This window comes from Candidatus Polarisedimenticolaceae bacterium (genome assembly GCA_036376135.1).
Classification (GTDB): domain Bacteria; phylum Acidobacteriota; class Polarisedimenticolia; order Polarisedimenticolales; family DASRJG01; genus DASVAW01.
In genome coordinates, this window is record DASVAW010000059.1 from 52,452 (window position 1) to 65,217 (window position 12,766).

The window sequence follows — 12,766 nt, forward strand, 5'->3', positions numbered from 1 at the left end:
TCAGGAGGCCTCCGCGCGCAACACTTCGACCGGACGGCGCCGCAGCGCCCCGGCGCTCGCCGCGATCCCCGCCAGAACCGCCAGCGCCGCCGCGGCGGCGACCGCGACGAGGAACGGCGCGGCGGAGAGCCCGGCGCGCATCTCCATGCCCCGCTCGAGAACTCCCCAGGCGAGGCCGCCGGCCCCCGCGGCCCCGATGATTCCGGCGACGAGCCCGACCAGCGCGTACTCCACGGCGAACACGGCGACGACGTCCCGTCGCGTCATCCCGAGGGTCTTGAGCAAGGCGACCTCCCGCCCGCGGCGCGAGGACCCCGCGCTCACCGCGCCGCCGAGGATGACGATCCCCGCGACGACGGTGAAGCCGCCGAGGATCCGGACCGCGAGCCCCACGCGGTCGAGCACCGCCACCACCTTCTCGAGGATGTCCCGGATCGGGAGCATGGTGACGTTGGGATGGGTCTCGGCGAGCGCATCGCGCACCCCGCCCTCCATCCCCGCGGGAATGCGCGCGACGGCCACGCGGGCCTGCGGAGCCCGGTCGAGGACGCCGGGCTCGACGACGAGGAAGAAGTTGATCCCGAACGTCCTCCAGTCGACCGTGCGCAGGCTGGACACCAGGAGCTCGACCGGGACTCCCTGGACGTCGAGCACGATCGAGCCGCCGACTCCCACGCCGAGATCGCGCGCGAAGTCGCGCTCGATGCTGATCTCCGGCCGCGGGTCGCTCCACAGCGCCCCTTCGACGACGACGTTGTCCTTCGGAAGCTCCCGGCCGTAGGTCAGCCGCTGCTCCCGCGTGAGCACCCAGCGACCGCGCCCCTCGTCGCGCGCGCCGCGCGCGAGCTCCTCCACGCGCACGCCGTCGATCGACGCGAGTCGCGCGGTGACGATCGGCACGCTCGCCACGCCCGTGGCACCCGCCTTCGCGAGGATCGTCTCGACGTCGCGCAGCTGGTCGGTCTGGATGTCGACGAAGAAAGCCGTCGGCGCGTTCTCCGGGAGATCCGCCCGGAGCTCCTCGCCCAGACGCGTCTGCACGAGCCACATCCCGAGGACGACCAATACGCCGATCCCCAAGGCGACGATCCCGCCCAGCGTTCCCGCGCCGGGCCGGGCCAGCGCGGAGAGTCCGTGACGGAGCCAGACGCGGGCGAACCGGCGCGGCGCGGTTCCCAGCCCTCGCGTCGCCACCCACGCCGCTCCCGCGAGCGACGCCGTGGCGATCCCCATCCCGAGCGCGAACAGGGCCCCCAGGCGCCAGGATCGCGACTGCGCCGCCGCGATCGCGAAGATCCCCACCGCGACCGCGACGCCGGCGAGGCCCGAGGCCCAGCGGCTCACGGGAAGCGGTTCCGCATCGCGACGGAAGACGCGCAGCGGTGCGACGCGCCCGAGCCCGACCAGGGGCGGAAGGCTGAACAGGAGCGCCACCCCCAGGCCCAGGCCGAGGCCGCGCGCGATCGCCCACGGCTGCCAGGGACGGATCGCGCCCGACGGAAGCACGTCGCCGACGAACGCCGGGACGATCGCGAGGATCAGGATCCCTGCGGAGGCGCCGACGGCGCTCCCGAGCAGCGCCAGCAGCGTCGTCTGCCCCGCGTAGAGCGCCAGGACCTCGCGAGGCCGCATCCCCAGGCAGCGCAGGATCGCGATCGCCTCCATCCTCCCCGCGATCCACGCGCGCACGGTCTGCGCCACGCCGATCCCGCCGACGATGAGCGAGAGGAGCGCGACGAGCCCGAGGAACCTCTCGGCGCGCTTCAACCCGTTGCGGAGCGCCGGCTGCGCCTGCGCGAAGGTCTCGACCTGGTGCCACCCGCGCTCGGGGAGCGCCGCCTTGATCCTCGCCGCGAGGGCGTCCGCATCCGTCGCGAGGGCGCCGTCGGGAAGCTTGACCAGCAGGCGGTGCTCGATGCGGCTGCCGAGCTGCTCCAGGCGCGCCCGCTCCAGCCCGGCGACCGAAAGGAAGACCCGCGGACCGAGGGCGAACCCGCCCCCGACGCGGTCGGGCTCCGAACGCACGATTCCTCGCACGACGAAATCGGCCTCGCCGACGCGCAGTCGGCCCCCGCCGCCGATCGAGAATCGCGCGGCGACCTCGGGAGCGATCACGATCCCTCCGGCGTCGAGGAGCGTCTCCAGCGGGCGATCGGGCTCGAGCGCGAGCTTCCCGTAGAACGGGTATCCGGCCTCCACCGCCTTGAGCTCGACCAGTTGGCTCCGGCTTCCGGTGGCCGCGACGTCCCGCGGGAGCGCGACCACCGTCGCGAGCTCCTTCACGACCGCCAGACGCGTCCCGGGCGTCGCGCGGACGATCGCCGTCGCCTCCTCGGGGATCGGCCGGGAGCCCTTCACCGCGAGGTCGGCGGCCAGCAGCTGCCGCGCCTCCGATCGGATGGTGCGGTCGAGGCTCGTGCCGAGGCCGGCGACGGCGACCACGGCGGCGACGCCGACCGCAAGGCAGGTCGTGAAGAAGACGAGCCGTCCGCGTGAACCTCGGGACTCGCGGCGCACGTGGCGGAGGTACGCGCGGAGGTTCATGCGCGAGCGGCGGAGCGGCGCTCGACGCGATCCACGCGGCCGTCGCGCAGGTGCACGAGCCGGTCCGCACGCGCCGCGACGGAGGGGTCGTGGGTGACGAGGACGAGCGTCGTCCCCGACTCGCGCCGGAGCTCGTCGAGCAGCGCGAGCACGCGGTCCCCGTTGGCGGAATCGAGATTCCCCGTCGGCTCGTCGGCGAGCAGGATCGGCGGACGCGTCGCGAACGCCCTTGCGATCGCCACCCGCTGCTGCTCTCCACCCGACAACTGGGTGGCGTAGTGGTGGCCGCGCTCCGCGAGGCCGACCGCCGCGAGCAGGGCGTCCGCCCTCGTCTCGGTGTCCCGGGCGTCGAGCAGCTCGAGGGGAAGCATGACGTTTTCCTTCGCGGTCAGGTTGCCGAGCAACTGGAACGATTGGAACACGAAGCCGATCTTGCGGCGCCGCAGGAGGGCGAGCGCATCTTCGGAGAGGGCTTGGATCGCCTCGCCGTCGACACGCACCTCCCCCTCGGTCGGCCGATCGAGCCCCGCCATCAGCGCGAGGAGGGTCGACTTCCCGCTCCCCGACGGACCGAGGATGGCGACCGACTCCCCGGCCTCGATTTCCAGGTCGACCCGGTCCACGATGGTGAGCGTGCGCTCGCCCGAGGGGAGCCTCCGGGTGAGACCACGTAGCGCGATTCTGGGAGGATGCATGGGTCTGGTGTACCGCACGCTCCGGGGGGCCGCCACCGCCGCGCTCGTGGGCGCGCTGGTCGCGTGCTCCGACGCCCCGCCGCCGGCTGCCGCGCTGCCCTCGGGCCGGGAGACTCCGCTCGAGGGGCCGCTCGTCGTGTTTCTCGGCGACAGCCTCACGGCCGGATACGGGCTGGACGCCGATCAGGCCTTTCCCGCCCTCGTCGGCGCCGAGCTCGCCACGGAGGGAAGCCCGGTGCGCATCGTGAACGCCGGCGTCAGCGGGGACACGTCCGCCGGCGGGCTCGCCCGCCTCGACTGGTTGCTTCAGCAGAGACCCGACCTCCTCGTCGTGGGCCTCGGCGCCAACGACGGGCTGCGCGGCCAGCCCCCCGAGGCGACCGAGGCGAACCTCGTCGAGATCGTCCGACGCGCCAAGGGGTCGGGATCGAAGGTGCTCCTGCTCGGCATGAAGGTCCCCCCGAGCTACGGCCCGCTTTACGCCCGACAGTTCGAGAGGCTTTATGACCGCGTCGCCGACGCGACCGACGTGCCGTTGATGCCGTTCCTCCTCGACGGCGTCGCGGCACGGCCGGAGCTCAACCTCCCGGACGGGATCCACCCCAACGCGGACGGCCACCGGATCGTCGCGGGCAACGTCGCCCGGTACGTCCGGGACCTCGTGAGGTGAGGCGCGGCGCCCTGGGCGGACGGAGCGGACCTGTGCCAGCATGGAGGCTTCCTGCCATGGGGAATGCGATGGAAGACGTCCCGGCCAATGCCTCCGAAGCGGTCACTCGGGGAATCCGCGTCCAGGTCCGCTCCCAGTTCGTGCCGGAGCGCTCCGACCCCGCCGACAGCGAGTGGTTTTTCGCCTACACGATCCGCATCGCCAACGAGAGCGACCGAACGGCCCAGCTCCTCAGCCGGCACTGGGTGATCACCGACGGGAACGGCAGGGTCGAGGAGGTCCGAGGCCCAGGAGTCGTCGGCAAGCAACCGATCCTCGGCCCGGGCGAGAACTTCGAATACACCTCGGCATGCCCCCTCAAGACGTCGTTCGGCGTCATGGAGGGGACCTACCAGATGGTCTCTCCGGACGGGGAGCACTTCGACGTGCGCATCGCCCCGTTCTGCCTGAGCGAGCCTTTCGCCATCAATTGACGGCCGCGCGCCGTACCGGAGTCCGCATGGTCAAGCGCATCACCCTCGTCCTCCTGGCCGCGTGCCTCACGGCGCTTCCCGTCCTCGCCGCGGAGCCGAAGATCGAATCCGAGCAGGACAAGACGCTGTACGCCCTCGGCCTGTTCCTCAGTCGCAACCTCGGCGCCTTCCAGCTCACCGAGGCGGAGCTCGAGGTCGTCAAGGCGGGCCTTTCCGACGGCGTGCTCAACAAGCCCAAGAAGGCCGAGCTCGAGACCTACGGCCCGAAGATCAACGAGTTGCAGAAGGCGCGGATGGTCAAGGCGGCCGAGAGCCACAAGGCCGGCGGGAAGGCGTTCGTCGACAAGCTCCTCGCCGCCAACAAGAACCTCAGGAAGACCGGGTCCGGACTCGTGATGGAGACGATCACGGAGGGGACGGGCGCCTCGCCGACGGCGACCGACCGCGTGAAAGTCCACTACACCGGAACCCTCATCGACGGGACCGTCTTCGACAGCTCGGTCAAGAAGGGACAGCCTCTCGACCGTCCGCTCAATCAAGTGATCCCGTGCTGGACCGAGGCGTTCCAGTTCCTGAAGCCCGGCGCCAAGGCGAAGCTCTACTGCCCCTCGGACATCGCCTACGGCGACCAGGGTCGCCCCGGGATTCCTCCCGGCGCCACGCTCATCTTCGAGGTCGAGCTGCTCGAGGTCCTGAAGTAGAACGCCCCGGCTCAGGGACAGGCGACCGCCGGGACCCGCTCCGAGCCGCTCGACGCGGTGCCGAGGGAGCCCGTCGCGGTCGCCTTCCCGCGCACGAGGTACAGGAACCCCTGCCCCGTCGCCGGGACGGTCGCGTCGGTCGCGGAAGGGGTCGGCAGCGACCCGGCCAGGCATTCGCCGACGGGTCCGGCCGCGAGGGGACGCAGCGCGTCCCGATAGAGCTCGAACACGACCGCGGCATTCACGCTGTCGTCCCACGCGAGGGCGTCCGGCCCGTCGAAGCGCAGCCGTGTCAACTCGCGCGGATTCTCGAACGCGCCGACGTCGGGCGCGGCGGTCCCGTTCAGGTCGCCGTCCACGTTGCGCGGCCGGCCGTCGGCGTCGACCGAGGGAACGCCGGTCCCGGTGCCCCGATCGATCAGGGCGCTGTCCGAGCGCAGGCGAAAGCGGTTCGCCGCCGGATCCTCGAAGCCGGCCGGCAGGAACAACTGCCCGCCGTCGCACTTGGACGACGGAAGCCCCCCGCAGGCGTCGGGGAGATTGCCGTCGAAGTCGTTCAGCGTGTACGTGAACCCCTGGAGCCCGGTCGCGAAGAAGTGGATTCCGCCCCCCGCGAACCGGGCGACGTTCTGTACGAACAGGTTGTTCCGCAGCGTCGCCGCCGCGCCGTCCGCCGCGAGGATCCCGCCCCCGTACGAGAAGGTGTTCGCCGCGCCGCTCCCCGCCTCGTTCCCGAAGATCGTGTTGTTCGTGACGTCGACCGGCATCGCCGCCCCGGTCACCCCGAGTGAGATGCCGCCGCCGGAGTCCGAGGCGACGTTGTCGCGGATCGTGTTGTTGATCACGACCGCCGAGGCGTCGTCCCCGACGTCGATGGCCCCTCCGTAGGCGAACACGCCCTGCGCATCGCCGAGCACGGCGTTCCCCGCGATCACGTTGCGCGTGATCACCGGGCGCGACCCCGGATCGACCGCGATGCCGGCGCCGAAGGCGGGAAAGGCCGAACCGTCGCGGGCGGCTGTGTTCCCTTCGATGACGTTCCCCTCGATCGTCGGGTTGGCGCCGCCGACCACCGCGATCCCCGCCCCGGTGCGCGCGCGGCCGCCGGAGATCGTGAAGCCGCGCAGCGTGGCGTTCCCGTTGAGCAGGACGACCCGGGTCTCGCCCTCGAGGTAGAGCACGGTCGCCGCGGGCCCGGACTCCGATCGCACGGTGATCGCCTTCCCGAGGAAGTTCAGCGTCTCCTTGTACCGCCCCGGGCGGACGACGACCTCGTCCCCCGCCCCGGCGGCGTTGATCGCCGACTGGATGCTCGGGAAGTCCGCGGGGCCGTTGTCGTCCACCGTGTACACCGCCGCCCCCGCCGCCGGTGCCGAAGCACCGGCGGCGAGGGCGGTGAGGAACGCGGCGCGGATCGCGAATCGGGTCATCGGGCCTTGCGACCTCCGCCCCGGATCGCGCACGTCGTGGTGGAGGGGGCGCTCGAGATCCGGTATTTGTCCTTCACGGTGAGCGTCACGACGTAGTCGGCGTTCCCCGCGGGATACGCGTGCGTCACCGTCGGCGACGAGGTCGTCACCACGCTCCCGTCGCCGAAGTTCCAGGTGTACACGGCAACGTAGTCGTCGAGCTGCTGCGCGTCCGGGTCGAACGACCCGGAGCCGTCGAAGGTGACCGGCGAGAAGGCACGCCCCTTGTACGGGCCGCCGGCGACGGCGGTCGGGGAGTCGTTTTCCGGCGGGACGACCGGAGGGGGGGTGAGGTCGAGCGCGTTCTTCAGGTTGAGCATCCCGCCCGAGACGCAGCGTCCCGCGAGATTGTCGTTGGGCACCACGCTCTGCATGAGGATGTCCTTGTATTCGAGGTGCCCGAGGAAGGGATTGAACCCCATGAGGTTCGCGATCGCGCCGCTCACGTGGGGGCACGCCATCGAGGTGCCGCTCATGCTGGAGTACCCGTTGTTCGGCGTCGTGCTGAGGATGTCGCTGCCCGGCGCGCCGAGGTCGACGGAGGTGAGGCCGAAGTTCGAGGAGCTCGACCGCCCGCCGAATCGCGTCATGTTCGCGACCGAGATGACGTTCGGGCTCGTGTACGACGCCGGGTAGAAGGGGCTCGCGTCGGTGTCCCGCCCGTTGTTCCCCGCCGCCGCGACGTAGAGGACTCCCGCGGCGTCCGCGCGATCGATGGCGTCCTTCATCGCCTGGCTGAAGCTGCCGCCGCCCCAGGAGTTGCTGGTGAGGCGCGCCCCGTTCTCGGTCGCGTAGTCGGTCGCGGCGATCGCCGCGCTCACGTCGCAACCTCCGCCGGAATTGCAGATCTTCAGCGGCATGATCGACGCGGACCACGCGACGCCGGCGACGCCGACTCCGTTGTTCCCGACCGCGGCGGCGGTGCCCATCGTGTGGCTGCCGTGCGAGTGGTCGTCCTGGGGGTCGTTGTCGTTGCTCAGGAAGTCCCAGCCGTGCACGTCGTCGACGTAGCCGTTCGCATCGTCGTCGATCCCGTTCCCGGCGACCTCCCCGGGGTTGGTCCAGATGTTCGCCGCGAGGTCCTGGTGGTTGCGGTCGACGCCGGTGTCGATGCTCCCGATCACGATCCCCGCTCCGGAGGTGTTGACGTCCCACCCCTCGGGGGCGTCGATGTCGGAGTCGACGAGGCCGCCGTTCTGCCCGGTGTTGTGCATTCCCCACAGATCGCCGAAGCGGGTGTCGTTCGGGATCCCCTGCGTGTGGTAGATGAAGTCGGGCTCGGCGTACCGCACGTCGGGCTGAGCCGCGTACCGGTCGAGGAGCGCCCCGAGATCGGTCCCCTCCGGGAAGGCCACGAGCTCGAGGTCGGGGTCGAGGCGGAAGGTCTGGATCCGTTGTCCCCGGAATTGCCCGTGCAGCGCCGCCTTCGCGGTCGCCGCGGTGCCGGGTTGGAACTTCACGAGCAGCCGGCCGGGGACGTACGTCCCCTCCTCGAGGGTGACGGCCATCGAGGCCGATCCCCAGGCGGCGAGCAGAGCGAGAACGGCGAACGAGCGGACGAATACCCTCATCGAGCCCCCCTTTGACGAGCGCGAATCGCTCGGGTCCCTTGACTCCCCGATTGTACGGCGAAATCGGGGTCGCGGGGGGCGACGCTCAGCGTCCTCCGGTCGGCACGCAGGCCTCGATCGGCAGCTCGAAGAAGGTCGGGACGACCTCGAGATCGACCGGGGGGATCTTCGTGTCGACGGCCTGGGCGCCGGCCTCGCGCACGTTGGCGTTCGTCGCCCGCAACGGGACCTTCGTCTCCCGGACGACGCCGCACGAGGCGTCCTCGACGTTGCCGTTCCGGTCGATGCGCATCAGCCAGTGCTCGTAGACGATCGGGAAGGAGTAGGAGTCCCCGATGACGGTGTACCCCGTCGCCGTCTCCTGGATCTCCCAGGCGCTGTCGGTGCGATCCGGAATGCCGTAGGACTTCTGCCACTCGATCTTCGCCCTGGCGTCGAACTTCACGAGCCAGATCTCGCCGGCCGTGGCGTTGAACGATCCGGAGCCTCCGCCGATCAGGAATCCTCCGTCCGAGGTCGCGATCGCCGCGTGCGGATCCTCGGCGTCCGCGCCCCCGAGCGAGAACTCCTTCGAGATCTTGCCGTTCTGGCCGACGATCACCGCCCACCAGTTCCGGAGTCCGCCGTCGGCGAACGAGTCCGACGCGCCGACCACCATGTAGTAACGCTTGAGGACGGGGGTCACGACGAGCCCCGTGTCCTCGGCGCCGCCGCCGTAGGCGTTCTGCCAGACCACCGCGCCGGTCGCCCGATCGAGCTCGGCCAGCCAGTAGTCGCCGCGCGTCGAACCGGCGACGATGAAGTTCCCGTTGTAACCCTGGATCGCGTCGGCGAAGAACTCGTTCGGCCCGGGCCTTCCGTAGATCTTCTGCCAGATCACCTCCCCGTTCGGGTCGACGAGCACCGCGCGGCCGTTGCTCGCGTTCGGATCGTCCATCGCCGTCGCGCCGGTGAGGAGCAGGCTGCCGTCGTCCGCCTCCACCACGCGCAGGAGCGAATACCCGCCGTCCCCGTAGTCGCGGGCCCAGAGCACGTTCCCGGCGGCGTCGATCTTCACGAGCATGAACGACGTCCCTTCGCCGGAAAACACGTAACCGCCGTCCCGGGTCGGCACGAGGTTGTTCGCCCCGGCGAGCCCCGGCGCGTCGTAGGTGACCTCCCACGCGGGCGTGCCGTCGGCGTTGAGCTTGACCACCCACGGCCGGCAGCAGTCGAATCCGGCGCCGAAAGTCCCGCCGAGAATCGCCCCGCCGTCCGCGGTCTCGAGAACGCTGTGCCCGTACCCCCCTTGGTAGGTGCGGATCCAGTTCCCCTCGAGGGCGAACGACAGAGAGGGGCAAAGGAGCAGAGCCAGGGTCACGAGTGGTTTCATGGGGCCTCCGTGGGACCGGAAACGTACGGAGCGGCGGACCGCAGGCAGCGCGCGATGCCGCCGTTCGCGGCGTTGGCGCAGCGACCCCCCTCCGCGGAGACCCGAACGCGGCTTGCTCCTGGCCCGGCCGGGGCGTCTAATCGAACCGCATGGAGTGGCTTTCGAGGAGCGGCGCGGGCGTGCTGGCCCTCGGGCTCGCGGCGTGCGGCGGCCAGGACGCCGCCGTTCCGGGACCGAGCGCGACAGCGTTCGTCTTCGCCGTGCGCGGCGTCCCCGACGCGGAGGGTCGGTTCGTGGCGGTCACGGACGACCCCGCGGTGCTGGCGCGGCTGGACGACCAACTCGCGCTCCCCGAGTCCGAGCGGAGCCTCCACATCGCGGGCCCGATCGCGTCCGGGAACGGCGGGCACAACCTCGCATGGAGCTGGCACTTCATCCCGAGCCGCTGGGACGTCGTCGAGGCGAGCATCGAGGTCTGTGACGGGACGCCCCAGGCCGTCGAGAAGGACGTGGGGCGCTGGGTGGCCGAAGTCGGCACCTTCTGTCCCTGGGCCTCCTACGTCCAGCGAAGGATGTGAGGCCCGGCGGCTCGAAACTCCTTCCCCCGGGTAAGTCCGGCCGGGGAGTTCGTACCTATCCCCCTCGACCCTGTGGGCGAACGGACCGCGTCACGGCGCGATAAACCGCGCCACACCGCCCTGGCACGATTCTCGTTCTACACCTCCGGTCGCGCGGTTTCACAGATGCAACCCGGGAGGTCGCACCATGGGATTCAGTTCATCACGGCCGGGCTACACCGTACGCGTCGACGGGCTGCTCTTGGGAAGCACCCGATTCGTCATCCAGGCTGCGATCGAATACGAGACTTGGCTGACCGACGGCGAGCGGGAGCGCCTCGCCCCGATCGCGCAGTTGGAAGCCCTGCTCGCGATCGAGGGCGAGGAGGCACGCGGGCGCCGCCTCGGGGCCCGCGACGTTCACGTGGGGGTCGTCGGGGACGAACCGCTCTACCGGCTGTTCCGGACGCGGACGCCTGCGGCGCGGGGCCGCGTCACGGACGCGGGCGCGCGGAGGGGATACCCGACCGGGAGCCTCTCCTCGTCGATGCACGACAGGGTTGGCGAGGCGGTGTCGTAGCGCCGGACTCCGTCCCGACAGCGGCACGCGGCCCGACGGGCGTCGCGCGTTCGCCGTCGCATTCCTTGATTCCCCCCGGGGCGGCCCCCCTCCGATCCTGTTACAGTTTGCGCGAGGCAGGGAGGCCGAGATGGAGAAGGTCACCACCGACAAACTCTTGCAGGACCTGAGCGCGGTCATCCAGGACGCCGAGGCGCTGCTGCAGGCGACCGCCGGCCAGACCGGGGAGAAGGTCGCCGAGATCCGCGGCCAGGCCGCGGAAACGGTCCGCAAGGCTCGCGAGCGCATGGCGGAAGCCGGCGTCGAGGTCCAGGAGAAGGCGAAGGCGGTCGCGAAGTCGACGGACGCCTACGTGCACGAGAACCCCTGGACCTCGATCGCGATCGCCGCCTGCCTCGGTTTCCTCGTGGGTACGCTCAGCAGCCGCCGATGACCCCGAACGGCGAAGAGGCACGGGGGGCGCCGGCCGGGTTCCTGGAGTCGATCCGGACCCTGGCGACCACCGTCGTCGCCCTCGCCCACGACCGTCTCGAGCTGGCGGCGACCGAACTCCAGGAGGAGATCGCCCGCCTGGCGGGAGTCCTCCTCTGGGCCCTCACCGCGCTGCTGCTCGCGGTCGTGGGCGTGGCGTTCGTCGCGATCATGATTCTGCTCGCCGTCGACCCGGCGTACCGGGCGCTCGCGGCGGGCCTGCTCGCGATCCTCTTTCTCGCCGGCGCGGGTGTCGCGGCCATGATCGTGCGACGCATCCTGCGCGCGAAGCCCCGCGCCTTCGACGCGAGCCTCGCCGAGCTCGAGAAGGACCGCCAGGGGCTCGGAGGCGGGCGGTGAGGTCGCGGATCGAGGCGCTCGCCGAGCGGCGGCTGGCGCTCGTCCGAAGCTCCGACGCGCACCGCGCGCAGCTCGGCGCGACCGTCGAAGGGCTCCACCGCGAGATCGCGATCGCCGAGACGGTCGTCACCGTCGTCCGCGGCGTGCGTCGTTACCGCGCGCTGTTCGGCGCGCTCGCCGCCGCGCTGCTGCTGTTCGGTCCTTCGAAGACGCGTCGCTGGCTCGCGGGAGCGGCGGCGCTCGCCCCGTTCGCGATCGGGACCTACCGCCTCGCGAAGGGCGTGGCCCGGCCCCAGGAGAGCGACGATTCGTCCGGAGGTGCCCCGTGACCCGTGCGCTCGTGACCCTGTTCGCCCTCGCGGTTCTCGCGGCGCCCCCTCTCGCCGCCGACGAGACCGGCTGGTTCGTCCTGCTGCCGTCGGTCCCGGTCCCTCCGATCCCGAAGTCCGACACGCAGCGACTGCTCGACGGCGGCGTCATCGAGACCGACGGCTTCGCGCAGATGACCTTCAGCTTCGGCGGCGAGTTCAAGGACGGCGTCCCGACCTCGGGGCGCGTCGGCGCGATCCTCGTCCCGGACGACCCGAGGGTCCTGCAGCTGCTCCAGCGGGAGGGGCAGGTCGTCTTCGCGGTCGAGGTCACCCACAAGGTGACGGGAGGCAAGAACCCGATCTTCGTCTCCGAGCAGCAAACGCAGCGCGTGGCGTTCCCGCGTTACCGCGTCTTCTTCTACAACGAGACCGGCTCGACGGCGGTCGTGTCGCTGTCGGTGTACCGCTCGCGCTGCTGAGCGGATCGTCGCCGCCTAGCGCGGCCCGCCGAGATCGCAGACCGAGACGACGTGGTCGTGGTTCACGTAGACCACCGCCGCTCCCTTCACGAGCCGGAGGAAACCCGCCGCGGAGTCGTTGAGATGGTCGAGCGTCCGGTGGTGGGCCGCGCGCTCGTGCGACTCGAGAAGGCCCCGGACCGACTCCCCCGAGTCGAGCGCGATCTCGACGCGGAACGAGCGGACCGCGTCCGACTTCCCGAACTCGAGCGGGTTCTCGACCCGTGCCAGCTCGACGCGGCGGATGTTGCGTTTGTGGAGGAGGAAGTGCCGGTCCCCGCGCGCGAGAGGCAGGTACCGCTCCGCCGGATCGTTGAGCCGCTCGAGGATCGGCTCGCCCCCCGGGGACGCCTCCCCGACCGCCGCGTAGAGGTCCCCTTCGATCGTGGTGGCATCGGTCAGGTGGACCACCGCGGGCACGCGGCGGCGCTGTACGACCGGGCGCGCCTTCGCCTCCGGCGCCGGGGTGTCTTC

At 71.2% G+C, this 12,766-nt stretch carries 15 protein-coding genes; 9 read left to right on the forward strand and 6 right to left on the reverse strand.

What is annotated here, in order from left to right; translation table 11 throughout:
- Both VF139_05860 and VF139_05865 read right to left on the reverse strand, forming a co-directional pair.
- A complete protein-coding gene (locus VF139_05860; GenBank protein HEX6850913.1) occupies positions 1–2,544 on the reverse strand; it encodes an FtsX-like permease family protein in 2,544 nt (847 codons plus the stop codon).
- Complete coding sequence (locus VF139_05865) at positions 2,541–3,239, reverse strand: ABC transporter ATP-binding protein (protein ID HEX6850914.1); 699 nt, start codon at positions 3,237–3,239, stop codon at positions 2,541–2,543. Before VF139_05865 ends, VF139_05860 begins: the two co-directional genes overlap by 4 nt.
- Between VF139_05865 and VF139_05870 the strand changes: the two genes are divergently transcribed.
- From VF139_05870 to VF139_05880, 3 genes are all read left to right on the forward strand, one after another.
- The gene (locus tag VF139_05870) at positions 3,238–3,909 is read left to right on the forward strand and encodes an arylesterase (protein HEX6850915.1); all 672 of its coding nucleotides are present in this window, start codon (positions 3,238–3,240) and stop codon (positions 3,907–3,909) included. The two genes, VF139_05865 and VF139_05870, sit on opposite strands and share 2 nt — an antisense overlap.
- A 68-nt stretch (positions 3,910–3,977) precedes the next feature.
- The gene (gene apaG, locus VF139_05875; protein HEX6850916.1) at positions 3,978–4,382 is read left to right on the forward strand and encodes a Co2+/Mg2+ efflux protein ApaG; all 405 of its coding nucleotides are present in this window, start codon (positions 3,978–3,980) and stop codon (positions 4,380–4,382) included.
- Between the two features lie 26 nt (positions 4,383–4,408).
- A complete protein-coding gene (locus tag VF139_05880) occupies positions 4,409–5,083 on the forward strand; it encodes an FKBP-type peptidyl-prolyl cis-trans isomerase (GenBank protein ID HEX6850917.1) in 675 nt (224 codons plus the stop codon).
- 11 nt (positions 5,084–5,094) lie between these two features.
- Here the strand turns inward: VF139_05880 and VF139_05885 are convergent, their stop codons facing one another.
- The 3 genes from VF139_05885 to VF139_05895 form a co-directional block, all read right to left on the reverse strand.
- Positions 5,095–6,513: a right-handed parallel beta-helix repeat-containing protein gene (locus VF139_05885; GenBank protein ID HEX6850918.1), complete on the reverse strand. Its 1,419-nt coding sequence runs from the start codon at positions 6,511–6,513 to the stop codon at positions 5,095–5,097.
- Complete coding sequence (locus VF139_05890) at positions 6,510–8,123, reverse strand: S8 family serine peptidase (protein HEX6850919.1); 1,614 nt, start codon at positions 8,121–8,123, stop codon at positions 6,510–6,512. The genes VF139_05885 and VF139_05890 overlap by 4 nt, the downstream gene beginning before the upstream one ends.
- Before the next feature lie 85 nt (positions 8,124–8,208).
- A complete protein-coding gene (locus VF139_05895; GenBank protein HEX6850920.1) occupies positions 8,209–9,495 on the reverse strand; it encodes a hypothetical protein in 1,287 nt (428 codons plus the stop codon).
- 149 nt (positions 9,496–9,644) lie between these two features.
- Here VF139_05895 and VF139_05900 point away from each other — a divergent pair, with 149 nt between their 5' ends.
- The 6 genes from VF139_05900 (at position 9,645) to VF139_05925 (ending at position 12,253) form a co-directional block, all read left to right on the forward strand.
- A complete protein-coding gene (locus VF139_05900) occupies positions 9,645–10,073 on the forward strand; it encodes a hypothetical protein (protein ID HEX6850921.1) in 429 nt (142 codons plus the stop codon).
- Between the two features lie 187 nt (positions 10,074–10,260).
- Positions 10,261–10,632: a hypothetical protein gene (locus VF139_05905; protein ID HEX6850922.1), complete on the forward strand. Its 372-nt coding sequence runs from the start codon at positions 10,261–10,263 to the stop codon at positions 10,630–10,632.
- A 130-nt stretch (positions 10,633–10,762) separates the two neighbouring features.
- The gene (locus VF139_05910) at positions 10,763–11,065 is read left to right on the forward strand and encodes a DUF883 family protein (protein ID HEX6850923.1); all 303 of its coding nucleotides are present in this window, start codon (positions 10,763–10,765) and stop codon (positions 11,063–11,065) included.
- Positions 11,062–11,463 carry a phage holin family protein gene (locus tag VF139_05915; protein ID HEX6850924.1) on the forward strand — a complete coding sequence of 134 codons (402 nt, stop codon included), beginning with the start codon at positions 11,062–11,064 and terminating at the stop codon, positions 11,461–11,463. The genes VF139_05910 and VF139_05915 overlap by 4 nt, the downstream gene beginning before the upstream one ends.
- On the forward strand, positions 11,460–11,792 hold the full coding sequence (locus tag VF139_05920) for a hypothetical protein (protein HEX6850925.1): 333 nt from the start codon (positions 11,460–11,462) through the stop codon (positions 11,790–11,792). Before VF139_05915 ends, VF139_05920 begins: the two co-directional genes overlap by 4 nt.
- A complete protein-coding gene (locus tag VF139_05925) occupies positions 11,789–12,253 on the forward strand; it encodes a hypothetical protein (protein ID HEX6850926.1) in 465 nt (154 codons plus the stop codon). Before VF139_05920 ends, VF139_05925 begins: the two co-directional genes overlap by 4 nt.
- Before the next feature lie 15 nt (positions 12,254–12,268).
- Here the strand turns inward: VF139_05925 and VF139_05930 are convergent.
- The coding region (locus VF139_05930) for a hypothetical protein (protein ID HEX6850927.1) at positions 12,269–12,766 on the reverse strand (498 nt) is incomplete at its 5' end.

Bases quoted from the DNA above. Each gene is read 5' to 3' on its own strand.
- VF139_05880 (HEX6850917.1), top strand. From the start codon at position 4,409: ATGGTCAAGCGCATCACCCTCGTCCTCCTGGCCGCGTGCCTCACGGCG.
- VF139_05885 (HEX6850918.1), bottom strand. From the start codon at position 6,513: ATGACCCGATTCGCGATCCGCGCCGCGTTCCTCACCGCCCTCGCCGCC.
- VF139_05870 (HEX6850915.1), top strand. From the start codon at position 3,238: ATGGGTCTGGTGTACCGCACGCTCCGGGGGGCCGCCACCGCCGCGCTC.
- apaG (HEX6850916.1), top strand. From the start codon at position 3,978: ATGGAAGACGTCCCGGCCAATGCCTCCGAAGCGGTCACTCGGGGAATC.
- VF139_05860 (HEX6850913.1), bottom strand. From the start codon at position 2,544: ATGAACCTCCGCGCGTACCTCCGCCACGTGCGCCGCGAGTCCCGAGGT.
- VF139_05890 (HEX6850919.1), bottom strand. From the start codon at position 8,123: ATGAGGGTATTCGTCCGCTCGTTCGCCGTTCTCGCTCTGCTCGCCGCC.
- VF139_05900 (HEX6850921.1), top strand. From the start codon at position 9,645: ATGGAGTGGCTTTCGAGGAGCGGCGCGGGCGTGCTGGCCCTCGGGCTC.
- VF139_05910 (HEX6850923.1), top strand. From the start codon at position 10,763: ATGGAGAAGGTCACCACCGACAAACTCTTGCAGGACCTGAGCGCGGTC.
- VF139_05905 (HEX6850922.1), top strand. From the start codon at position 10,261: ATGGGATTCAGTTCATCACGGCCGGGCTACACCGTACGCGTCGACGGG.
- VF139_05865 (HEX6850914.1), bottom strand. From the start codon at position 3,239: ATGCATCCTCCCAGAATCGCGCTACGTGGTCTCACCCGGAGGCTCCCC.
- VF139_05915 (HEX6850924.1), top strand. From the start codon at position 11,062: ATGACCCCGAACGGCGAAGAGGCACGGGGGGCGCCGGCCGGGTTCCTG.
- VF139_05895 (HEX6850920.1), bottom strand. From the start codon at position 9,495: ATGAAACCACTCGTGACCCTGGCTCTGCTCCTTTGCCCCTCTCTGTCG.